The 23,672-nt window shown below is 43.5% G+C and carries 19 protein-coding genes; 2 read left to right on the forward strand and 17 right to left on the reverse strand.

Annotation, left to right across the window (positions count from 1 at the left end; translation table 11 throughout):
* Nucleotides 1-55: 55 nt before the first annotated feature.
* From ACR63T_RS10385 to epmB, 5 genes are all read right to left on the reverse strand, one after another.
* On the reverse strand, nt 56-622 hold the full coding sequence (locus ACR63T_RS10385) for a c-type cytochrome (RefSeq protein WP_472783946.1): 567 nt from the start codon (nt 620-622) through the stop codon (nt 56-58).
* Between the two features lie 224 nt (nt 623-846).
* Nucleotides 847-2,931, reverse strand: coding sequence for an EAL domain-containing protein (locus ACR63T_RS10390; protein ID WP_472783947.1), 2,085 nt, complete (start codon nt 2,929-2,931; stop codon nt 847-849).
* Nucleotides 2,932-3,057: 126 nt separating this feature from the next.
* Entirely contained in the window at nt 3,058-3,702 is a 645-nt protein-coding gene (locus ACR63T_RS10395; protein ID WP_472783948.1) for a hypothetical protein, read from the reverse strand.
* Nucleotides 3,686-4,729 carry a hypothetical protein gene (locus tag ACR63T_RS10400; RefSeq protein WP_472783949.1) on the reverse strand — a complete coding sequence of 348 codons (1,044 nt, stop codon included), beginning with the start codon at nt 4,727-4,729 and terminating at the stop codon, nt 3,686-3,688. The genes ACR63T_RS10395 and ACR63T_RS10400 overlap by 17 nt, the downstream gene beginning before the upstream one ends.
* Nucleotides 4,730-4,880: 151 nt before the next feature.
* Entirely contained in the window at nt 4,881-5,888 is a 1,008-nt protein-coding gene (gene epmB / locus ACR63T_RS10405; protein ID WP_472783950.1) for an EF-P beta-lysylation protein EpmB, read from the reverse strand.
* A gap of 129 nt (nt 5,889-6,017) precedes the next feature.
* Between epmB and efp the strand changes: the two genes are divergently transcribed.
* Complete coding sequence (efp, locus tag ACR63T_RS10410; RefSeq protein WP_201569907.1) at nt 6,018-6,590, forward strand: elongation factor P; 573 nt, start codon at nt 6,018-6,020, stop codon at nt 6,588-6,590.
* Nucleotides 6,591-6,793: 203 nt separating this feature from the next.
* Here efp and ACR63T_RS10415 read toward each other — a convergent pair whose 3' ends face one another.
* The 12 genes from ACR63T_RS10415 to ACR63T_RS10470 all read right to left on the reverse strand — a co-directional run bounded on the left by ACR63T_RS10415 (nt 6,794) and on the right by ACR63T_RS10470 (nt 20,007).
* Nucleotides 6,794-8,635, reverse strand: a complete 1,842-nt coding sequence (locus ACR63T_RS10415; RefSeq protein WP_472783951.1) for a GAF domain-containing hybrid sensor histidine kinase/response regulator — start codon at nt 8,633-8,635, stop codon at nt 6,794-6,796.
* A gap of 70 nt (nt 8,636-8,705) precedes the next feature.
* Nucleotides 8,706-9,554, reverse strand: coding sequence for a tRNA threonylcarbamoyladenosine dehydratase (locus tag ACR63T_RS10420; RefSeq protein WP_472783952.1), 849 nt, complete (start codon nt 9,552-9,554; stop codon nt 8,706-8,708).
* 37 nt (nt 9,555-9,591) lie between these two features.
* The gene (locus tag ACR63T_RS10425) at nt 9,592-10,623 is read right to left on the reverse strand and encodes a TatD family hydrolase (RefSeq protein ID WP_472783953.1); all 1,032 of its coding nucleotides are present in this window, start codon (nt 10,621-10,623) and stop codon (nt 9,592-9,594) included.
* 174 nt (nt 10,624-10,797) lie between these two features.
* Nucleotides 10,798-11,781: a hypothetical protein gene (locus ACR63T_RS10430; protein ID WP_472783954.1), complete on the reverse strand. Its 984-nt coding sequence runs from the start codon at nt 11,779-11,781 to the stop codon at nt 10,798-10,800.
* A 132-nt stretch (nt 11,782-11,913) separates the two neighbouring features.
* Nucleotides 11,914-12,087, reverse strand: a complete 174-nt coding sequence (locus ACR63T_RS10435; protein WP_201569911.1) for a hypothetical protein — start codon at nt 12,085-12,087, stop codon at nt 11,914-11,916.
* Between the two features lie 216 nt (nt 12,088-12,303).
* A complete protein-coding gene (gspD, locus tag ACR63T_RS10440; RefSeq protein WP_472783955.1) occupies nt 12,304-14,532 on the reverse strand; it encodes a type II secretion system secretin GspD in 2,229 nt (742 codons plus the stop codon).
* Between the two features lie 101 nt (nt 14,533-14,633).
* A complete protein-coding gene (locus tag ACR63T_RS10445) occupies nt 14,634-15,560 on the reverse strand; it encodes a type II secretion system protein N (RefSeq protein WP_472783956.1) in 927 nt (308 codons plus the stop codon).
* Nucleotides 15,561-15,568: 8 nt separating this feature from the next.
* A complete protein-coding gene (gspN, locus tag ACR63T_RS10450) occupies nt 15,569-16,384 on the reverse strand; it encodes a type II secretion system protein N (protein ID WP_472783957.1) in 816 nt (271 codons plus the stop codon).
* Between the two features lie 188 nt (nt 16,385-16,572).
* The gene (locus tag ACR63T_RS10455) at nt 16,573-16,896 is read right to left on the reverse strand and encodes an H-NS histone family protein (RefSeq protein WP_201569915.1); all 324 of its coding nucleotides are present in this window, start codon (nt 16,894-16,896) and stop codon (nt 16,573-16,575) included.
* Between the two features lie 281 nt (nt 16,897-17,177).
* Nucleotides 17,178-17,786, reverse strand: a complete 609-nt coding sequence (gene ssb / locus ACR63T_RS10460) for a single-stranded DNA-binding protein (protein ID WP_305898743.1) — start codon at nt 17,784-17,786, stop codon at nt 17,178-17,180.
* Between the two features lie 256 nt (nt 17,787-18,042).
* Nucleotides 18,043-18,612 (reverse strand): DUF3833 domain-containing protein, encoded by a 570-nt coding sequence (locus tag ACR63T_RS10465; RefSeq protein WP_472783958.1) that lies wholly within the window; start codon nt 18,610-18,612, stop codon nt 18,043-18,045.
* Between the two features lie 30 nt (nt 18,613-18,642).
* Nucleotides 18,643-20,007 carry an MFS transporter gene (locus ACR63T_RS10470; RefSeq protein ID WP_472783959.1) on the reverse strand — a complete coding sequence of 455 codons (1,365 nt, stop codon included), beginning with the start codon at nt 20,005-20,007 and terminating at the stop codon, nt 18,643-18,645.
* A gap of 718 nt (nt 20,008-20,725) precedes the next feature.
* On the opposite strand from ACR63T_RS10470, the gene uvrA reads away from it, so the two are divergent.
* The gene (gene uvrA / locus ACR63T_RS10475; RefSeq protein WP_305898746.1) at nt 20,726-23,632 is read left to right on the forward strand and encodes an excinuclease ABC subunit UvrA; all 2,907 of its coding nucleotides are present in this window, start codon (nt 20,726-20,728) and stop codon (nt 23,630-23,632) included.
* The last annotated feature ends 40 nt before the right edge of the window (nt 23,633-23,672 follow it).

The following is a 23,672-nucleotide window of genomic DNA, read 5'->3' on the forward strand; positions in this document are numbered from 1 at the left end:
AAAACATGGTTGCTAAAACTATAGCTGCTATCAATATTACTACTAAAAAATACCGCTATTGAAAATCTGCTGCCGGCTTATTTTCAGCGCCTGCTGGTATTTCAAGCGCCTCATCACGCAACGGCTTACTTTGCTCATCTTTATTTGTTGCTACTGGTGGCTTAGATGCATCCGCATCGTTAATAGGAAACCCCTCTTCATCGAGAGCAGGTACAGGCGCGCGCAAGGTAGATAGATAAGCAATGACATCAGCACGCTCGCTGGCATCCGGCATAGGGTCAGCAAGCATTTTTGAGTTGGCTATCACCTTTTCATTATCTTCGATATAAGGGTCAAGCTTTTCGGCAGTCCATTCCCACCCTGCGGCTTTTAAGCCATCGCTATAGTCAAAGTCAGCCAACTGTGCCGATTTAGCACCATAGATATTCATCAGCTGTGGACCTTTTTTATTGAGCCCTGGAGTGATCTGATGGCACTGAGCGCAGGCTTCTTCATAAATTAACTGACCACGTTTAGCGTCACCCGCCTCATAGACAGGCAATGTAGCCTCTGGACGATAATCAGGCGGCGTACTACGCGAGCAACCATTGAGAGAGACGAAAGCAATAGTGCTTAAACTCAATATAGTTACTATCTTCGTAAGAGTAGCAGAGATTTTAGGAATAATTATATCAACTTAAATATTAGAAAATTGTCGTCAAGAGCTACTCAAAAATAGAGTTTTGAAAGTATAATTCTCAAAAGTACAGTTTTTAAAAGTATGGCTCAAGCAGCATCAAATCGCTTATCAATAGGCTAGCTGTACTTAAAAACACACTTAGAAACTATGCTATGCCAGCTTATGCTTTAAACCACATTCATGCTATCGCTTGGCTCTTCTAAGTAATAGCCTTGTAGATAGCGTGCGCCTACACTCCAAGCCACTGACATTGTAGCAGCATCCTCAATAAAAGGCATCAGCACATCAATATCCAGCTCGTTCGTTTTTGCAATAAAAGATTTGATAGTTTCTAGATTATCACTATTATCAATACCTTCTACATAATTGCGGGCCAACCGAGTCATATTTGGTCGCACAAATTCAACAATATCAAAAGATTTGGCAGAAGTACCAAAATTATGAATGCCTAATTGACAAGTCGTTTCACTCAATGCGGTAAACTGACTCTTTGCTACGGTTAAATGGTTGGATATGTCTTGCTCATTGAACTGTAAGGTGAGTGCGCCAGGTGCGCCGCCTACTGCTTTGATTAACTGACTGGCAACGTTCGGCAGTTTTTTATCGACTAAAGAGGCACTAGTCAACTGCACTAATATACGGGCTTTCGGGTGAGTTTTGCGTAGCTCATTAACTTGCTTACAAGCATTAATCAACACCCAGCGATCTATTTTTTCAAGAAGATTATTATTTTTGGCAACGCCTGCAAACTGATTAAATCTCAATATAGTATTGTCAGCATCGGCCAATGGTAGTCGTAAATATACTTCAAAAAAGTCACTACTATCATTACTGATGTCATATATAGGCTGGAAGAGTAGCTTAAAGCGGTCATGTTCAATGGCGTTGATTAAGGTTTCAGCCAATGCATTATCATCACTACTAGCATGCTCTCTTGGGTCATACAGATGATAAGCGTTGCCTTGGTTAACCGTCTGAATTCTGACCCGATTGATCGCCTCAAGTGCGCGCTCAAGGAGCACCTGCGTATTAGGAGCGTTTTGTTCGATAATAACTGCACCGATGCTGGCTGTGGTCGTCGTCGTTCTCTGACCGACTTCTATTAGCATCTCGCTAATGCTGACGCGAATCTTTTCAGCCAAGTCTGTTAGCTGTTGTAAGTCAGTACTCTCTACTAGCACCGTAAATGAGGTGTCATTGAAGCGGCTGACACAATCGGTAGTCACTAGATCCTCTAAATTTCTAGCCACTTTTTCGATCGTAGTATCAATACCTTGCAGCCCTAAGCTACTGCTTATCTTACCAATATTATCAAGCTGAATATATAACAGCCCTGCGTTATGTTGGCCTTGCAAAGCTTGTTGATACAATAGCTCAAAACGCTCTTCAAACCCACGACGGTTGCTGAGACCTGTCAGACTATCTTGACGCTGCGCTACTGCTAAACGCTGCGCAATCTCATTAGCACTATTGTCGTTTTGCTGGATAATAATCTGAGTAACGGGATCTCCATTTAAGGTTGCGGTCGCCAGCTGTAATTTAGCTTGAAAAGTACTGTCATCAGTACGCCGACTCTCAAAATTAAACTCAACTTGTTTGCGGTTTCCTTTATCGAACTGTCGTAAGAAATGCTTAAAGGCTTTGACGTTGTCTACGCTGCTAATCAAATCAATAACAGGCATCCCCATAATGTCATCTATAGACTTAAAGCCAAAGAGCCTTAGATAAGAGTCATTAGCAAATATATGAATACCTTGGTCAATATAAGCGACAGCGCTTTTTGAGTTTTTGATCAAAATATTAGCACGCTGTTCGGCCTCAGAGAGCACATCACGTAGTTTTTTGAACTGTCGGCGGGTCCTTAAGTTATCATGTTGCAAGAGAATAGCCATGATCACAGGCCCCTCTTTATCTGGCATCAGTGCCTTGATCATCGTACTATCGATAACCGCTGGAAGACCATCATCGTTGCGACCTGTGTCTGCGGTATCATTACTCATCAGGCAAATCATAGGCAGATCAATGCTACGCTCTTGTACGATACCGACCACATCGGTGAATATTAAATCATAAGCCTTACCAAAGACCAATACATCCCACTGCTGACGCAAGGTTCTGAGCAACTCTTCTTTATCATCCAAGAAACCCAAATTGACTTTATCGTAGTAAGCCGATAGCAGCTTTACCAAACGTTCAGCGTAGAGCTGATCATCGTCTATTACTAATAAGTTTAGAGTAGTGTCAGGGCGCATAATATGCCTTTTTTATATTAGTTTTAATTATCTAACTGCTACTTTTGTCACAATCAGAGTCAAGGTATCGGATTACTTTGTGTATAACACTCAAACGCTAACACCCAAATGCTACTAAAAATCGAGCTATAACATGACAAATTCGTACTGGCTAAACTCTTCGGTACTGAGCAGACAGCGCTGCAGACGCACTGATTGCTGTTCATCATTCATACGAACTATGACTCGATCTTGCTCTTGAAAGTGATAAGCGGGCACTAATAAGCTGTTGCCTGTTTGCAAATCATTGTCATCCGCTACAATAAAGCCTGATACAAACCTTAAATTCTTACTTTTAGGGTTTGCCAAGCGTAGTCCACAAGGATTGAGTTGATGTCCGAGCACTTGCCATTCCATCTCAGTCATCACCTCATCTCTTATTAACCAACGGGCAACACCGATAGACCATTTAAGCTTAGTTTCAACCTTTGGTCGGCAGAGCAAAAACAAGCTCATAATTTGTAATGAATAGCGCTCATCTTTGTTATTTGCTATCTGTTTGGATAGCTGTAGTAATCGATACTGTGACATGACATCGGTACTATCAAAGGTTTCAACGCTAATGCCTGTGACGCTATTAGCTTTAGCAGCTGCTTTTGGTAAATACTTAGCAGGTAGATCTTGTTGACCTATGATATCGAGTAAATCTCGCTGTTTTGCCACGTGATAGTGAATATTATTAAAGCCTGTGAGAATAGTCGCTTGCTGCTTGGGACTAATTTTGGACGGCATCGTGAATATAACGGTAATTAATAGTCAATAAAACATTATTAGTTAGGCGGTATTCAATAGCGTCATTATCACTGTGTTTCAGATCAGCTATACGTAGATTCAAATAATCCGCTAATGGCTCTAAATCAAGGAATAAGCAAGCATGCTGCCCATCAAAAGGATCAATAGTAGAGCTGGCGGTCAAATAATTAGGAGGCCTGTCGCTATTGAGATCTACGAACACGCGAGTATTGGTTTTTGGGCCTATACTGGTGTCAATATATTCTGCCCAATCAGGGAGCAGGCGCTGAACCAATAAGATACTGGATCGACGCATAGCGCGTGCATTTAGCAGGCTGTGCAGACACATCTGCTTATAAAGCTGATGGATACTTTTGGCCTGCCGCGTCACCACTTTGTTGCTCAAGTCAATATAGGCTATTTCGTAATGATGCGACTGACCAAAAAGCTTATTCATCTGTGACCAAATATGCTGGGGTGGCTCTTGCGACAAATAGGCGGTCTCAAACAATAACTTTTGATAAGCAACTAATGACGAATAAACCGCTTGAGCTAATAGTAAAGGTGGCGCTTTACTCGTTGGCAAAAGCCTGCGCCAGCTACCATCCATCTGACTAAAATGTTGAAAATCCAACGCTTGGCCTTCGCGTTCAACAATGCCGTCGTAGACCAAAACCGTCAAATAATATAGAGACTTAACTTGCTCAAAATAGCTTATCTGCTCGTGATTAAGTGCGCCCATCTCATATATATAGTGCTTACGTAGTGAGGTAATCAGACGATCGGTAGCACTGCTCATTATACTCATAAGCTCTAAGCACAGCTTGTCATTCAAACCTGGTAAAGTAAGCTCTGTTAGTATGCTCTCAATCTGCCGAGCTTGTACTTTTTCGCTCTGGGCAGGCAAGCTTGCAGTCCATTGTAATAGCTGCTGCTGTTGCTGTTGCCCCTCTAGATATCTAAAACCATCTTGTGGTAAAGGCTCTTTATTAGCTAGGTGCTTTTGGAAGGTCGATAGAGTTATCACAAGGGCTCCTAAATGCAAATATATTATGGCGGCTGTAAACAGTTATTGACTTAGCTATCGTTACTTCAAAAAAGCTTGCGCCAATATAACACAACTAGTGTTTGATATTAATAGATCGTTATAGAGGATCTAGGTGGTTATAGTGAGATATTTAAGAGACTTTGTAAATGTCAATCGGCACCTTAAACGGTCTACTCGTCAGCTCTCTGACTAACTTGGGGACCAAATAGCCAGGTAATTGCTTTAACAATGCCCAATATAGCTCAATCGCCAACTGTTCGCTCAAATCAAAATGTGCGCCGCCATCTACTTTATCAAGTACATGCAGATAATAAGGCAGCACGCCTGCACTGAATAAACGCTGACTAAGCGCAACTTGCAGCTCAACACTATCATTGATATCTTTTAACAATACCGTCTGATTGAGCATGGTGATACCTGCATTATTAGCCCGTTGCAGCGCTTGAGCCGTCAAGGTATCAATCTCATTGGCATGATTACAGTGCACGACCATAACGATGCGACAGCGACTTTGCGCCAATCTATCTAATAATTCGTTATCCAAACGCTCAGGTATCACAATAGGCAATCGGGTATGCAACCTAATAGTGGTAAGCTGCGGGATAGCCTCAAGCGCATCAAGCCATGCAAATAGACGCCTGTTGGAGACGCTTAGCGGATCGCCACCACTTAAGATAACCTCATCAATCTCGGGATGAGCGCTAATATAAGCTTTATTTGCAACTTGTGTGCCAGAATTTGGCATATTTGCATTATAGTCAAAATGTTGACGAAAACAATAGCGACAATGGATAGCGCAGGCACCTGTTATCGTTAATAGTACGCGCGACTGATACTTGTGTAATAACCCACGGCTTGGGTTATGATCACTCTCACCTAGTGGATCAGTAACGTAGCCCGTCACTGCTTGTTGCTCACGCTGGTCTGGTAGTACTTGTTTAAGCAGGGGATCATTGGCATCGCCAACGCTCATTTTGGCAACAAATGCACGAGGGACACGCAGTTTGAAATGAGTCGGCACATATACTTGCGCGCGCAGCGACTCAAGCTGCAATATAGCCAATAGCTCATCAATTGAGCTTACCGCCTCGGATAATTGTGTTTGCCAGTTTTTTTGTGTGATTAAATGGTTTATCATGACACTCTAGTATGTCTGCTTAAAAATCAACATTATACGTAATCTCAGCTTACTATCAAAACATACCTGTCAAACTGCTCAGGCCTTATATTAGAAACAATTGTTAAAAACAATCATTAGGAGTATTTTGTGGCAAGTTTTTCTACCAATGAATTTAAAGCCGGTCTAAAAGTCATGCTCGATGGCAACCCTTGTGCCATTACGGAAAACGAGTTTGTCAAACCTGGTAAAGGCCAAGCCTTTAATCGCGTTAAGCTACGTAACTTACGTAGTGGTAAAATGTTAGAGCAGACCTTCAAGTCAGGTGATAGCTTGGAGGCCGCTGATGTCATCGATACTGAAATGAACTATCTGTATAACGATGGTGAATTTTGGCACTTTATGCATCCTGAGAGCTTTGAGCAATTACAAGCAGATAAGACTGCGATGGGCGACTCAACACAATGGTTAAAAGAGAACGGTAACGATCTGTGCACTATTACCTTATTTAATGGCGTCCCTTTATCTATCACTCCGCCAAACTTTGTTGAATTGACCATCACCGAAACAGATCCTGGTGTTCGCGGTGATACTTCAGGCGGCGGCGGTAAGCCTGCTATCTTAGAGACTGGTGCGGTAGTACGAGTCCCTTTATTTGTCCAGCAAGGCGAAGTCGTCCGTGTTGATACGCGTACCAGCGACTATCAAACTCGTGTCAGTTGATATGACTGTCAGTTAATATAATAGTGCTTCAACAGACCCTAGTTACCAAAATTTAAAATGACTACAGTGTTCTAAGCAGTAATGAAAAAGGCGCATCGATTCTCTAATCGATGCGCCTTTTTCATTACTTATAATACCGAACTATAGCTCATCTAAGGTATCGTCCATTTGATATTGAATGACAGCTAATACCATTAAAATAATTATGATCTTTTTCTCAATGCCTGTCTATGCATCAGCCAATACTGAACCAAAGCGTTGAGCTGATCCTTCTTAAAAGGTTTGGTACAATAATCTTGCATACCTACTTGTAAGTACTTTTTGCGCTCACCGTCCATTGCATTGGCAGTGAGGGCGATAATTGGAGGCAAGGTATCCGCATCATATAGCTCACGTAGTCTGAGGGTCGCTTGTACCCCATCCATAATCGGCATAAAGTGATCCATCAATATAATTTCATAGCGCTGTGGGTCAGCGGCAAAGGTTTCAAGCGCTTGTTGACCATCCGTGACATGGGTAACGGTATGACCGCTATCAACAAGGGCCTTTTTGGCTATTAGTGCATTAACATTATCATCCTCAACGAGTAGAATATGTCCAACCAGCTCTGAGACTGACTTGAGCATACCACCATTTGACTGCTGCCATGCGTTGTACTCTTGCTGCTCAAGGGTCGGTAATGGCAGTAAGACCTGAAAGGTAGTCCCTATCCCAAACTCACTACTGACCGAGATATGACCGCCCATCAGATTCACTAAAGATTTGCATATTGACAAGCCTAAACCTGTACCACCATAGAGCCGATGGGTTGATTTATCCGCTTGATTATAAGCATCAAATATGACACCCAATGACTTAGGCTTGATACCGACTCCATTATCAATCACCTCAATACATAATGTCATCTCTTTGGAATCTACGCTATAGTCGCCAGCAGCATCAGCGCTTTGCTCAACTGTTTTCATCTCACCAAAATTGTAATGAGTCATTAATTTTGCAGGATTCTGGGTGCTCGTTTTATCTTTGTTAATACGGGTACTATGAGCGGGTATCTGACCATGAGCTAGTCTGGCATGCGTGACATTGATACTAATGCGCCCGCCCCTGCGTGTGAACTTGACTGCATTACTGACCAAATTTGCCAAAATTTGCCTGAGACGTACGGGGTCTCCGAGCATGTAAGGCGATAGCTCTTCGGTATAATGGAAATCCAGCGTTAAACCACACTGACGGGCTTTCATGGCGAATAAATTAATAACATCATGACACACTGTCGCCAAATTTATAGGTACTGCTTCAATAGTCATTTTGCCTGATTCGACTTTTGATAAATCCAAAATACCATTGATTACCGACAATAAGTGCTCAGTGGATATGTCTATATTATCCACGTAGCTTTTTTGCTCATCATTGAGTTTAGTATCATTGAGCATCTCAACCATGCCTATGATGCCATTCATAGGAGTGCGAATCTCATGACTCATATTAGACAAAAAATCTGACTTCATTTGATTGTCTTGTTTGGCTTGATGCTGCTTTTTTTGCAGACGTAAAGTGTCTGCTACTATCTCTGCAAATTGTGCTAATTGCTCGGCTTTTTTATCATCAAAATCGAAATTGGGTTCAGTGTCAATGACACATAACGAGCCTAAACGATACGTGGTATTACCATCACGTATGATAATTGGTGCGCCGGCATAAAAGCGAAAGAAAGGCGCCTCTGTCACTAACGGGTTGCTTGCAAAGCGCTCATCTGCGGTTAGATCAGGGACAATAAACACTTTGTCAGATAACACCGTATAGTTGCAAATAGCCACTTCACGAGTTGTCGTACAGACACTCCCTAAGCCATGGACAGCTCTTAAGTATTGCGTGTCTTCATCCATAAAGGTAATGGTAACTATTGGAAAGTCAAAAAATAGTTTTACCAAATCAGTGAGCCTTGCAAAAGCAGGCTCATGGTCATTATTGAGCACTTCATATTCGTGCAATTTTGCAATGCGGTATTTTTCATCTACTGCTGATGGGTACTGTAAAGTAGACAAAACTATCTCCCTCAATTAGTGTAATAACGACCCTGTCAGTGCCACGGTCGAATGTTCAAAAGACCATAACTCAATTTAATGAATAAATTGAGTTATGGTCTTTTGAAAACTTAGTTAACATATCTAGCGCTTCACTAACCATAATCATCGCCACAACTGAGGTGACTGTAACTGCTGAGCCGTAACCGCCACAATGTAAGCCACCCGCTTGACCCGCTTTATTGACCTTTGGCGGCTGAGTTGAATAAACGCATTTGATACCGAACTTCTCTTTTAGTGCTTTATTGATGCCTTTTTCAAAACGCAGCTTATAGCGCAGTCTTGCCAGCAAAGGATCTTGATAACATTCTTTTAGATCACTCACTGTAATCTGTCGTGGATCTGTTTTGCCACCCGCTCCGCCTGCACAGATAAGCTTGAGCTTATTGAAGCGGCAGTGCAATGCGATAGCCAGCTTAGCACTCATATCGTCAACACAGTCCAAAACGATAATAGCTTGTCCCTCAAGCGCTGCTTGTTTAGCAGTATAGCGACTGGGTAGTAGATCCGCCACATTTTCAGGAGTCAAAAAGTCATCTATTAGTTCGAGCTGTATTTTTGGGTTAATCTCATGCATTCGCTGACCCATAGCCGCAATTTTGCTTTGACCAAAACTGCTATCAAGCGCGGGCAGTTGTCTATTGACGTTAGAGGCGACTAGCACATCCATATCCATCAGCGTCACCTGACCTACCGCGGTACGCGCGAGCGCTTCAGCTACCCAAGAGCCAACACCGCCAACGCCAATCACATAGATGTGAGCAGAGGCAAAAGCATCAAAAGCACTATCACCATATAAGGTTTGTGTGCCTTTAAAGCGGCGCTGATACTGCTGGGTATCCTCATCGATCGTTATTTTTGGAGACTGATTTTGACTCATAATAAATGCATGTCTTGTTGATTAATAAAATATAGTGCTAGTAGCCCCAATTAGTTTGTAGCGCCTCACAACTGTTTTGCAATAACTGCTCGGCTAACTTGGCAGGATCTACTGCTAATAATTCGCTCAACGCACTCAATACCCAAGGCAGGTTAGCAGGTACATTTCTATGATGATTATCCGGCCTTTGCCATTCGTCATCTGAGCTTTGCAACTGTGACAAAGAAGCAGCTGAAGACGGCGCGGTTATAGAGTCCTGAGTGTCACTATTAGCGACAGTATCAGCGCCAACTTGGCATTGCATAGGTGTCATATCAGGACAGTCCGTCTCAACTACCAGGCAGCCTATACCATATTCACTGACCACCGCTTGAATAGCTCGCCGTAGCTTTTTGGCATTGGGGTTACTCACTTGTCCTGTAACCCCAAGCTTAAAGCCTAGTTTTACAAAGGCCTTGGCCTCTTGCTCGCCGCCACTAAAGCTATGGGCGATACCACCGAGTTTATGTGCGTCATAGTCATGAGCTTTTAATATCGCCAGCGCCTCTGCATGAGCTTTACGGATATGGAGCATCACAGGCAGTCGATGGGTCACTGCCATATCAAGTTGCGCTCTAAAAAATTGCTGCTGCTTCGCAAATTTTTCAGGGGTTTTCATGGCGTCCGTGAAGGTATCTAAGCCAATCTCACCGATAGCTAGAGGTCGCGATTGATCCAGCATCTGCGCCATTTTCTGCAAGTGTGCGTCGGTATGCTGCTCAATATAGAACGGATGCAGCCCAAGAGCAATATGCGCTTGTGGATAGCCTATTGCTTTAGACTCTTCATGAATAAAGGTTTTAGTAGACTCAGGGTCATGTTGATTAAGGAAATTATAAGTACTATACAGTCGATCAAAGTGCTGATATAAATATCCGACTAATACTAAATGCTGCACGCCATTAGCATAAGCTTGTGCCGCTTGCATACCTCTATCGCTATCAAATACAGGCGCATCAAAATGAGTATGCGTATCAATTAAATGATAGCTATTCGATAGAGTTAAACCCTTTAAAGGAGATTTTGGCATAATAGATTGCATGACAGACACTAATAGTTTCTTGTATTGATTAAGGTTATTATTAATCTGGTTGCTATTGTATCAAATGACAAGCGGCGACTGATAGACATTTAGCGTGAGGGCTTACAAGTTGAGTACAGGCTTAAGCTGCTCTTTTTGCACGATGCTAAGCTCCTTGTACTACTAATCCTCTTGTACTATATAATAAGTCTTAATCAGCCCTTCTAACAAATCATAAGGCACTATGAGATCTACGGCAGTAGTGTGCGCGTTGATCAGCTCTCCTGACTGATAAACCATATGTAAACCCTGATCATCTAAATACCACTGCTTGGACAATTGCAGCGGCCTGTCATCAAGTTGATTTTTTGCGACGCCTTGGCTAATTAGCCAATTCTTTTTTGCCTTTTGCAAGCTCGTTAGGAGCTGATTTTTATTGACCTCAGGTAATAATACATCTTCGATAGTCAGCTGTAGCTTTTTTTCGACATCCAGCATCACGTAGCTTAGACGCTGAGCACTACTATCACGCTCTTCGGTCGAACGCACTGAGAGATAGCCCGTTGCGATCGTTGCAAGAACGCCCTGATCGTTAGTATTACTATTGACTGAATGTAGCACTAATTCTGTATCAATGCGCTCATAAATGGGTAGCGTATCGGTCTCATTATCACCATATTCGACTTGTTTCAGTAACCTCAAAATCGTATTTTTAGCAATTTGATCTTGACTTGCCAGCGGCGCTTCTGGTGCTAGTACTTGCGCGATGGTCTTCCACATGATGCTCGTGAGCCACGGCTGCTTAGGTATAAATTCCAGTACATTTAGCTCAAAATACTGGCAGATCTTTTCGTTAGCATCACAATTAGGCTGGCGCGCGATAGCTTGTTGTTTATTAGTTTTAATAGCGGTGACTTGTTGATTCTCTGAATCATTATTCAAACTGCTATCAGCGATAGGTGCTGTACCTTGTGTGTTTACAGGTGCAACGGTGATTTTGTCATCGATATCAGTAGCTAACTCATTGTTGGATTTGATCTCAGCTTGTTGCTCAAACATAGACTTTGGCTGCTGCTCACAACTTAGTAAGCCACCCGTAGCCGCTATTAGTATACTCAATGCTAACCAATTTGCCTTGAGTTTTGGCACGCTTGCTTGAGCTTTCATAATCTTGAGCTGCCATAAAAGTTATCGTAAAAGTTTTAATACCGAAGTTTTCAATAGTAAGGTATTACAATTATAGAATATTGTGCAGTTTTAGACTAGCTAAATACATTGATAAAGACAACTTTTAAACATTTACTGATTAGGATTTTCGACTTTGCTGTTAACCTGCTCACTTTGATCACCACTGGCTTTACGACTACTGCGCCTTGGAATTAACAATAAAGCAACGCCAACTGCCGTCAAAGCTAGCCACTTTTTTTTACTATTCATTTTACTATCTTTTCTACTCTCATGTTGGTTAGCCATGGTTTTGCTGTTTCCTTTTTAAAACAAGCTGACTATATTTATACTTTACTCACAGCTAAATTCAAGACCTTTTATACAAAAAATGTTATGACTCTATATATCTGCTTTCTGGGCTAAAGTTGCAGCCTACGCTACGAGAAGTTAATTAAATCTTTGATTACTCGTTGAATGGCTTTATATATTAAAGGCTACTGCTAGAAGCCATTCAATCAATACTTAAGGATTTAATGGGAAAGTAGTAATGCCCGTACTTGGACTATCTACTCTCGTAAAGCCTTGGTTGGTCGTGGCAGGTTTAGGCGTTTGATCGCGTTTGGGTATCAGCGGATTCAGATTCATCAGCTCATAATCTTGACTGATATCGCCATTCCAGCCCTCAGTACCGCTTAGAGGCAGCTGCTTGATCGTACCGTTTTTATCTATGACCAACTGCAATACACGCATTTGGTTAAATTTGCGTTCGGTCACACTAGCCACCGCCCCACCATCGCGTAAAATAGTCGGCTGTAAAAATATAATCAGATTACTCTTTTGCGTATTATCGCTATCGGAGCGAAACAGACGCCCGATGATAGGTACATTACCTAAGCCAGGTACTTTTTGTTGATTGGTGGTACTGTTTTCACGCATCAAGCCACCAAGCGCAATAGTCTGTTGGTCATCAGCTAGGATAGTAGTATTAATTAAGCTCTTATTGGTGATTAAACCGCTTGAATTACCGACACTGCCTGGCACGACCGAGGATACCTCTTGTGATACCTCTAAGCGCACCGTACCGTTGTCACCGATATGCGGGATAACATTGAGATTGATACCGATATCTTGGCGCTCAATGGTCTGAAAAGGATTATTAGAATTGTTGCCGCTAGTGGTAAAAGAGCCTGTCACAAAAGGGACGTTTTGACCCACTAAGATGCTGGCTTTTTCATTATCTAAGGTCAAAATCGATGGCATAGACAACAGATTAGCACTGGTCGAGGAGTCTAAGGCTTGTAATATCGCACCATAAAACTGCGTATTGCCACTGCTGTCTTTACTGCTACTGCCTATCCCTAGCAGTGCTCCTGCAATAGAGCCTGCAGCGGCGCTAATACCTGCACCGCCCGACAAGGCCGCTGCCGCAAGCGTCGTAGCACTAGCGCCAACATTATTGAAGTTCACGACCCCATAGCCACTATTGGCATTACCTAACGCCCACTGCACCCCTAACTGCGTCGCATCATCACCTGATACTTCAACGATAGCCGCTTGGATCAGGACTTGCGCGCGGCGATTATCAAGCTGACTGACTGCATCTTCAATCTCAAACATCAGCTCAGGCGCAGCGTTTACAATAACGGCATTTTGGGTTTCATCAGCGATAATACTAAAGGGGCGACCACCAGTACTGGTATTAGCAGCGCCTGTGCCAACTGCAGTATTGTTATTGCTAACGGTTTGTGCAGCCTCAGTATTGAGCGTTGCCCCAGTGGTGCTAGCGTCTGTCAGTGAGGCGGACTCTAATGTAGACGTTGCGCCTGAGCTGTTAATGGACTGATTGGCCAATAAGCCACGCAGCATATCTGCAATATGATTGGCGCTGGCGTACTTGAGACGAAACACTCGTAGTCCACTCAGTCGCCGTGTGGGCGTAGTATCGAGCTGATTGACCATCTCTTGCACTTTGGCGATCATCTCAGGACTGCCTTTGACCAGCAGCCTATCACTTGAGGTATCTGCGATAACCTTGAGCTGATCGCTGCCTGCCCCAGCGCCACCTGCACTGCTAACTAGCGCACTGATCAGATCCATCATGCGCTCAGCATCGACATGGCGCAGTGGTATCACGCGCAAGCTATCATTGACATTGCTGTCCAAATCGCGGATCAGAGCCGTCAATTGGTTCAGGCTATCCGCCCGATCAGATAACACCAGCGCATTAACCCCAGGCACAGCAGCGGCATGGGCTGACTGCGGCATCAGAGGTCTAATGACTCCGAGCACTTCTGCGGCCTGAGTATTGGTCAAATAAATCACCCGTGTCGCTAAAGCCTCACCAACTGTCGTGCCGCGCAGATCCACAGCTACCCCAGTCTGCTTGGCGACGTTATCAGGGACTAGCTTAATAGTCGTCCCCGAATCAATCGCTGCAATACCATTGACTTGCATCACACTTAAGAACAGCTGATAAATCTCATCGCGAGAAAGTGCACGGTTGGATATCACAGTTACATTGCCATTGATACGTGGATCAAGTACAAAATTCTGCTCGGTGATAGTCGCCACTTCATTAATAAAAGCTTTTATGTCCGCATCTTGCAAGTTCACTTTCCAGCTTTCAGCAGTAGCCAGCCCACACATCGCCGCCCATAATGGCAGTGCTAGACACAAAGGTCGGCACACATACAGCAAACTCTGTAGAGAACGACGCAAAGGCGCTACTGAAAATTTAGATAAACTTACCATGCTGATGGTTACTCACTTTAATATTAGAGCGGTTATAGGCTAAAGAATTTGGAATAATACTTATAAGCAATTATCTTTAAAAAACTTTTGAACTATTAATTTTAAAACTGCTGGCGGATAGTGATCACTTGCTCACCGCGCTTAACTTCTATCTGCGCCTCACCAGACTTTTGCACTTGCTGTAGCACATTAGCGTCTTGTCCTGGATTGTTACCGACACTTTGACCATTAACAGACATCACGCGATCTCCTGGCTCAAGCCCTAAGCGATTACGCAGACCTGAAGGCATCGCGGCGGTCACTTGATAGCCTTCACCTGATGCCATCACGCCCATACGACTCAAGTAGCCAGCAGGATTCTCTTGCAGCTCATTTACCGCCTTGTCGATTGCTGAATTGGTATCGTTGCTCTTATTGACATCGCTGTTATTGGCATCACTATTATTGTTGGCATCGATATTACCAAGGTTAGGAATATCTACAGGTTGCGGTAGTCCTGAGGCAAGCCCGTTATTATTGTTATCAGGTAGGCGCTGATTGCCAATAGCGTTGGCAGCCATACCTCTTTGATCAAGCGGCATAGCATCTGCCATACTGATAACAGACTGCTTAGCTGCACCGTCAGCGATAACCACGGCATTCCAATCTACGGCAACCAAGGTATAGCCAGTCTCTTGTAAGCTATCACCGATACGATAGTTTTTGACCATGCCGTTGACATCTAATAACGCTGAAGACGAGCTTTCAGGATCGGCTAATAATACGCCCTTTAAGATCACATTCGGCGGCGGTTGCACTGACTGCGCTACTGGATCAGGCTCAGCAAAGATCGCAAATAGACTGCTATTGTCCGTCACCGACCCTGTGAGATTCTGCAAAGGTAGTACGGGTAAGGCTGGTGCAAGTGGCGGCGCCAATACTAGCCATAATAAGCGTGCAGCACTCCAGCATAGCCAGCCCAGCGCCAATAGCAGTAGCCAGCCTGAAAATCGATTGAGGATATCTAATAGCGGCTTGAGGCGATTCATGACTAGGCTCAATTAGCGCCCCCAAGCCCTGATAATAATGGCTGACGTACGCTAACTACAGGTGTATCTTGTGGCGCTTGACCTTTATACTCTGGCATATTCTCAAGTAAGCGCTGGGTCAAGCTGACATCGAGCATGTTATCGCCATCGACATACAGATCGCCCAAGCGTTTGTCTTGATTATCTAGCAAATTAATATGCAGCAGATTATTACTGTTTTTTTGTTCAGTGCTCAGCTCAGCACGTAGTGCAGGCATAGTGATATAAAACACTTTTCCTGCGCTAGGGTAGCCGACCTCCCCGCCAACCCAAGTGAGCTGCCCCTCGGCGGCTTTAAAGCCAGCAGAGCGCTCGCCCTTAGCGGACTGGCGTTGTAGCGAGACACTATTGACCTGAATAGGAGTACTAGGCAGCTGCCAGTCAACCACTTGTCTTAGGGTATCGGGTGCAATCCTGCCAGTCATATCCGCTACTTGCCATGAGCTGCGAGATACTTTGAGCTGACCGTCAAGCTGTGTTTGACCACTACTGATATCGACATCAGCGCCAAGCTTACCTAACAATAATTGCCAAGGCTGCCAATGCCAACTCAAAGCCCCTGTCAGCGGCGCTTTTGACACTTTTGACACAGGCACCTGCCAAATAGCCGCGCCTTGCCATAAGTTACCAGAGACATGCTGTACATAAGGCGACTGCGGCGCTACCTTTTGCAACACCCACGATGCTGGCATCTGCAACAGCGCAAATATTGCAAATACCAGCAGTCCTATGAGCCACCAGAGCTTACGCGGACGCTTATTAGACGATATAGAAGCTTGCGACACTGATCACTCACTCTCATAGAAAGATTGAAACGTCATTATCATAACAAACAATGACCTAAAGATGACAGCAAAAAAAGCCAGTATCTTTTAGGCGCATGATAGGCGATAAAAGATACTGGCTTAAATAGCTATTCAACCCTTGTAAGGTAATAAGCTCAAAGGTCTATAAACAGTAGGTAGCAGAAAAACTATATAGCAAAGTCTTCAAGGTTTTTACCAGCACTCAAAGCCTCTACTAACCACGTCGGCTTGCGACCACGACCTGTCCAAGTCTCTTGGCTGTTGTCAGTATTACGATATTTTATACTACGTTTTTTCTCTAGACTCTCACCTGCCTTTAAGATTTCATCAATGCTACTATCGCTGTCTTTAGCAATTTTTTCGAATTGTACATAAGCATCGTGCAAGCGTTGATGTTGTTTTTGACTGATTAGCTGCTGCGCATTCTCAGTAATGGCACGTAGTTCATCTACATTGAGACCATCTAAGTTAATGGCATTATTATTGGACATGGTTACCTCTATAATTAAAATTGAAATATAAAACGATTACAATATAAACAAAAATTTAATCGATAACAACTCTTAATTAATATTCCTATTTTTATTGAGAAATACAAAATAATCTTAAATATATTATATTTAGAGTATGAATAGTTTTTCTAAATATAATCATTTAACATAATTTCATTTAACTAATAAAGTAAAAAAGAGCCTATAAATATAGACTCTTTTTAGCTTCAATCGACACTATTATTTTACACTTACTTTCTTACGTCTTATTATTTTACATCCTAAAAAGGAATGTCATCATCAACAGGGCCATCAGGCATCGCTGATTTGTTGGCGACACTTGGCGCATTGTTAGACTGATTGGGCTGGTTAAATTGGTTACCTGAGCCCTGATTGTTAGCGCCTTGATTATTAAAACCGCCCTGACCACCTTGGCCGCCTTGATTATTGTAGCCACCGCCTTGGTTGTTGTTATTATTACCCTGATTACCGTAACTCTGTTGGCCACCTTGATTGTTGCCATAGCCGCCTTGACCACCATCGCCTTGGCCACCACTAGCACCGTCTAACATTTGCATTTGATAGGCTTTGATATCAGTAGCATAACGGTCACTACCGTCAGGCGCTTGATACTTGCGCGTTTGCAAACTGCCTTCAATATATACTTTACTGCCTTTACGTAGATATTGAGCGGCGATTTCACCTAAGCGATTATAGAGTGCAATACGATGCCATTCGGTTGATTCTTTTTTCTCACCGCTTTGCTTGTCTGTCCACTGCTCGGAGGTCGCGACAGAGATATTGGTGACGCTACCGCCATTACTGAATTGACGAACCTCAGGATCTGCACCGAGATTACCAATGATGATAACTTTATTAACTCCACGCATGATGTTGTCCTCTTATGATAAATAATTTGATTTGACAGATAATTCTATTAAAGTTCAATAACTTGTCAAAATATTGAAGGCATTAAGAATTACTGTAAAAACCACAGTTTTATATTATAGGGTTTTTACGCTAATATCCAGTAAAGGCAGGCGATACACGACAATCTATGACGCTTAAAACCTATATATATATTTATCCGATTATAATGGAATAAAAAAGTAAAATCTCTTTACTGATAACTTTTTGTTAATAGTTTTATTTATTGTTGATAGTTTTATCGTTTTTACGCTGCATGCTTAGCGTTACGCTACCCAGCTCAACCCCAAGCTTACTCATTACTGCGCGATTGAGCATAACGTCATCGCTAATGAGATACATCCAGTCATCAAAGTTGACTTGATAAGTTTTATCATCAACCGGTAAATCTAGTACGTATTGCCAGTGAAAAGCATTGCCAACCACTTCGCCATTGGCTTCACCGATCACATCACCCGCTGTGCCTGTCCATTGACCATTGGCTTGTTCGGTCAGCCGCCAGATACGTTGCGACTTAGTGCCATCTGCCCATGCAAACTTCTCGTCTAATACGATCACATCATCGCCTTCATGTGTGGCATCAATATCCACGGTAAAGCGTCTTTTGATCTCGCCGCTACGACCTTGAAACATACCATAACCGTCGATCTGCCCTGAGAAAAACTCATGCATATCAAGGGCGGGCTTAGCCTCTTTATAAGTCTGAATATTTTGCGTGGCGCAGCCTGTCATCAATAGTATCATTGATAATCCAGCGCCAATCCCAAACTTAGTTATTAATTTACTCATCTTAATTCCTTTTTAGATGCCTGATAAAGGTTAAATATCTAACGGGCTTTGCGCCAAGTCCAATAGCGCCTGCCGTGAAGTATCTGTAAGCTTAGTTTTATCTAACTTTAAATAAGCGACTTGCTCTTTTGCCATGACGACTAACTCATCAACACCGTTGACCGCCATCATCTGCTGTGACCAGTCCTGAATGTCAATGTTTTTTGGGATAGTCACAGTAGTACTAGAGAGATACGGCGGATCAGCAATAGGAATAATAAGCACCAAAGCTATCGCCATGACCGCCGCTAATATGCCCCAAGCTAGCAAGTTGGATTGAGTGAGTAACAAGCCGCCCATCGCCCCACCAATAAAAGCGCCAAAGAACTGACTCGATGAATTGAGTCCCATCGCCGTTGCTTTATTCGCGACTGGGGCGCGCTTAGATATCCATGACGGAATAGTCGCCTCAAGTAAATTAAAGCCCATAAAATATAACAGTAACCCCAAGATAATACCAACGCCAACTTGGCTACCTAACGCTAATACTACTAGCGCTACCGTCATCAGAGCAATCGCTCCTAGGAACACTTGACGCATCATGCGCTTCTTTTCGGCGATGATAATAAAAGGTATCGCAACCGCAAAGCCGATGAATAATAGCGGCAAATAAACTAGACCTTGTTGACGCACAGATAGGCCCATTACCTCGCTAAGCTGATGTGGCAAAATAACAAATATTGCCGTCATGGTCAGATGCAGGGCAAAAATACCAAAATGCAAACGATTGAGATCACCGATTTTGAGGACAGTAGCGAGCTGCTCACCGATCGACTTATTATCCAAATTATGTTTGAGCACCCGCATCGGTGAGGGCACGATCCATAACAACACCATAGCCAAAACAGCAAAACCTGCCGTCAGCCAAAACAGTCCTGATATACCTAATGAGCCGACTAATAATGGCCCAAAAGCAAACGCTAGCATAATAGAGGTGGCGATAGTCAAGCCCATTGTAGCCATTGCTTTGGTGCGCATCTCCTCGCGGGTGACATCGGCTAGTAGCGCCATCAATACCGCCGACACCGCACCTGCACCCGCCAGCGCCCGACCGATAATCACTTCATAGATATCGGTCGCGTTGGCCGCAATAATACCGCCGAGTGCAAACAATACTAGCCCGAGCATAATAATAGGCTTACGCGGGAATTTATCGGCGGCAAGGCTCATCGGAATCTGAAATATCGCCTGCCCAAGTCCATAAATACCGACAGCTAAACCGATCAAAAAAGGCGTAGCATGCGCATAATTATCGCCATAGACAGAAAACACTGGCACAATCATAAACAGGCCAATCATCCGTAGCGCGAAGATACCACCAACCCCTGCAATTGCCCGTTTTTCTACGCTATTCATACTTGCCTCACAGCTCTATTACTACTGACTTATCATTTGGCCTTTATCGCCTAGCTCTTATTACTTAACGGCTGACACGCAGCATTACTTAGCGTACCAATTAAGCTCCTTAGCATAAAACCCTTAGTATAAAACATTCACCTTAGCGTTGCCGACACTTTTATCTGCTCACAGGTTTGTGCTTGCTGTCTATATGCCCTCTACCTATGTGCTTGCTATGGCGCGCCGTTTCAAGCTGATTGGTTTACTCTATTCTATCGACTCATGCCAAGCTCATTTTGAACGCTCAATAAATTTGTTACTAAGTGCAGTCAATCTGTGCTTATACCTTGAATAATTTGTCAATGATAACAATAAAGTAAGTCGTTACCCGCTATATGGCTTTAACATTTTTTATTGACTTACTGTTTCTATTTTTTCTATCGGAGCAAGAATTTATTGAAACAAGAATTTAATAAATTCTAAAATTTCCGGTGCATATAGTGCTTAAATTATTAAACCAATATTCTAATAACCTTTTAGCATTATTATTCGTAAACTGTTTTTGCTAAGCAGCGTAATAAAAACTTATCTTTTTGAAAAAAATTCTGATGTTTAATTCATATTAAGAACTGCCTACTGTTTTACTTAAATGATTGTATTTAAAATTTAACTGCATTTTTAACCAACGGCTAAGTTGGTTTTAACTTATATTTAGCTAATAGGAAATCAATTACCGATGGCACATGATCATATCGCAATACGCGGCGCTCGTACTCATAACCTAAAAAATATTGATCTAGACATTCCACGTGATAAATTCGTGGTCATTACTGGTCTATCAGGCTCTGGTAAATCATCATTGGCATTTGATACGCTTTATGCCGAAGGACAACGTCGCTATGTCGAGAGCTTGTCGGCTTATGCGCGTCAGTTTTTATCGCAGATGGAAAAGCCTGAAGTCGATAGTATCGAGGGTTTGTCACCTGCTATCGCCATCGAGCAAAAATCAACCAACCATAATCCACGCTCAACGGTTGGTACGATTACCGAAATCTACGATTATCTGCGTCTATTATATGCGCGTATCGGTACGCCGTTTTGCCCTGAGCATAATGAGCCTATGGTCGCCCAGTCAGTGACTGAAATGGTCGATCAAGTCATGTCGCTACCTGCTGATACTAAGCTGATGATCCTAGCGCCTGTGATACGTGAGCGTAAAGGTGAGCATACCGTATTGCTTGAGCAGCTGATTGGTCAGGGCTTTGTCCGCGTGCGTGTCGATGGTGATGTCTATGATACCGATGAGCTACCGACGCTTGATAAAAAGAAAAAGCATACTATCGAGGTCGTAGTCGATCGCTTTAAAGTCCGTGATGACTTGGGCAACCGTGTGGCGGAGAGTCTTGAGACTGCGCTACGTTTAGGTCAAGGGCTAGTGACCCTACACTTTATGGATGGTAACCCAAAAGAAGATGGCAGCGACAATCAAGTGATGTCAGCTAAGCACTCCTGCCCCGTCTGCGATCGGGCGGTATCCGAGCTTGAGCCACGCATGTTTAGCTTTAACAATCCGTATGGTGCCTGTCCAAGCTGTGATGGCCTTGGTAAGCGTCAATACTTCGCCGCTGAAAAGCTGATTACCCATCATGAAAAATCATTGAATCAAGGTGCGATAAACGGTTGGGATAAGCGTCATGCTTATTACTTCGGTCTGCTCTCTACCGTCTGCAAGCATTTCAAAATCGATATGGACGCGCCTTGGCAAACGCTTTCAAAAGAGCAGCAAGATCTGATTATGCAAGGCTCAGGTAAAGAGAAACTAACTTTTAACTTTACTGATGAACGTGGGCGCAAAACCAATAAAACCATACCGTTTGAAGGGGTCTTGCCTTATCTTGAGCGTCGTTATGCTAAGACCCAAAGCAATCTAGTCCGTGATGAGCTGGCCAAATACCTAGCCGATACCACTTGTAACGTCTGTGATGGCGCACGTCTAAATGAGATATCGCGCAATGTGCGTGTTGATGATCAGACCATCGCTGAAATCGTCAAGTTATCTATTGGCGATGCAGCGGACTACTATAAAACGCTTAAAATCGGCGGTCATAAAGGCGAAGTCGCGGAGAAAATCTTTAAAGAGATCAATGAGCGCTTAAACTTCCTAGTGAGCGTCGGTCTTGATTATCTATCACTTGCCCGCTCTGCGGAGACTTTATCAGGTGGTGAAGCCCAGCGTATTCGCTTAGCCAGCCAAATTGGCGCCGGTTTAATGGGCGTGATGTACGTGCTTGATGAGCCGTCAATCGGTCTGCATCAGCGCGATAATGATCGCTTGCTTAAAACTTTGACTCGCTTGCGTGATTTAGGTAATACGGTGCTCGTCGTTGAGCATGATGAAGACGCCATTCGTCAAGCCGATCACGTTATCGATATCGGTATTGGTGCCGGTGTGCATGGTGGACATATCATCGCGCAGGGTACGGTCAAAGATATTATGGCCAATAAGGAATCGCTTACTGGACAATATATGTCGGGTAAAAAGCGTATTGAGATACCCAAAATTCGTCATAAGGCCAAAACGATAGACGTCGAAAGTAAAGGCAAAGCCAAACCTAAAAAAGTACCTATGACTATCGAGCTCAAAGGCGCAACGGGCAATAACTTAAAAGATGTTGATTTGACGCTACCTGTTGGCATTATGACTTGTATCACTGGAGTATCAGGTTCAGGTAAATCGACTTTGATTAACCGCACCTTAATGCCATTAGCAGCAACCCAGCTCAATAATGCCTCAACACTAATTGCTGATAAACACGAAAGCATCAGTGGTCTTGAGCATTTGGATAAGATGGTCGATATCGATCAAAGCCCTATCGGTCGTACGCCGCGCTCGAATCCTGCCACTTATACAGGGGTATTTACGCCAGTACGCGAGATGTTTGCGCAAACGCAAGAAGCGCGCGCCCGTGGTTATAAGCCAGGTCGCTTTAGCTTCAACGTCAAAGGTGGACGCTGTGAGACTTGCCAAGGTGATGGTCTGATCAAAGTAGAAATGCATTTCTTACCTGATATGTATGTGCCGTGTGATACTTGTGAGGGCAAGCGCTATAACCGCGAGACCCTAGAGATTCACTATAAAGGCAAAACTATCGCTGATGTGTTAGATATGACCGTCGAAGATGCCGTTGAGTTCTTTTCAGCGATACCCGCGATTTATCGTCGCCTGCAAGCGCTAATGGATGTCGGTCTAAGTTATATTCGTCTTGGTCAGTCTGCGCCAACGCTATCAGGTGGTGAGGCGCAGCGGGTTAAACTAGCGCGTGAATTGGCTAAACGTGATACCGGACAGACGCTGTATATCTTGGATGAGCCAACGACTGGTTTGCATTTCCATGATATCAATAAATTGCTAAATATCCTGCATGCGCTACGCGATAAAGGTAATACCATCGTGGTCATTGAGCATAATTTAGACGTTATCAAAACGGCGGATTGGGTTATTGATCTTGGCCCTGAAGGTGGTAAAGGTGGCGGTATGATTATCGCGGAAGGTACGCCTGAGGAAGTGGCGGAGGTAAAAGGCTCGTTTACGGGTGAGTTCTTAAAGCCAATGCTTGAGCAGGCTATGTCTGAGGCGAGTTAGATTGATTTGTGTTTAGGTTTGATATTGAGGCTATCCTTTC

Source organism: Psychrobacter sp. M17(2026) (assembly GCF_055699815.1).